Origin of the sequence: Vibrio sp. 10N.222.49.C9, assembly GCF_041474985.1 — a bacterium.
Taxonomy (GTDB): domain Bacteria; phylum Pseudomonadota; class Gammaproteobacteria; order Enterobacterales; family Vibrionaceae; genus Vibrio; species Vibrio crassostreae_C.
In genome coordinates this window covers 1-277 of sequence record NZ_JBFRVD010001220.1, presented here as the reverse complement: position 1 = coordinate 277, position 277 = coordinate 1, and the positions used below count along the sequence as shown (strand labels likewise).

Genomic DNA, 277 nt, shown 5'->3' with positions numbered 1-277 from the left:
GCTCACCGTGCCCTAAGGTGCGAACAATGATGGCGGATAAGATTGTAGAGACAGAGGCGCAGATCCTCAGACTGCAACAACATGTCACCATGCTAAAAGAGACTTTTGAACAATGGGGAGAGCTACCGGATAGCTTGCCAACCGGTGATTCCATTTGTTGTTTGATAGAGTCTTGGACTGAGGAGAAGAAGTAATGAACCAGTTTAACCTTCAGCTCGAAGGTGTCTCTTGTGGCGGCTGTATCAATAAGATAAAACGAGCGGCCCTTGAACTAGAC

Annotated in this window: 1 pseudogene; it reads left to right on the top strand. The window is 47.3% G+C overall.

Going from position 1 to position 277, the window contains the following annotated elements:
• Positions 1-194, top strand: a pseudogene (locus AB4585_RS27650) (MerR family transcriptional regulator); the annotation flags it as partial.
• Positions 195-277: the final 83 nt, after the last annotated feature.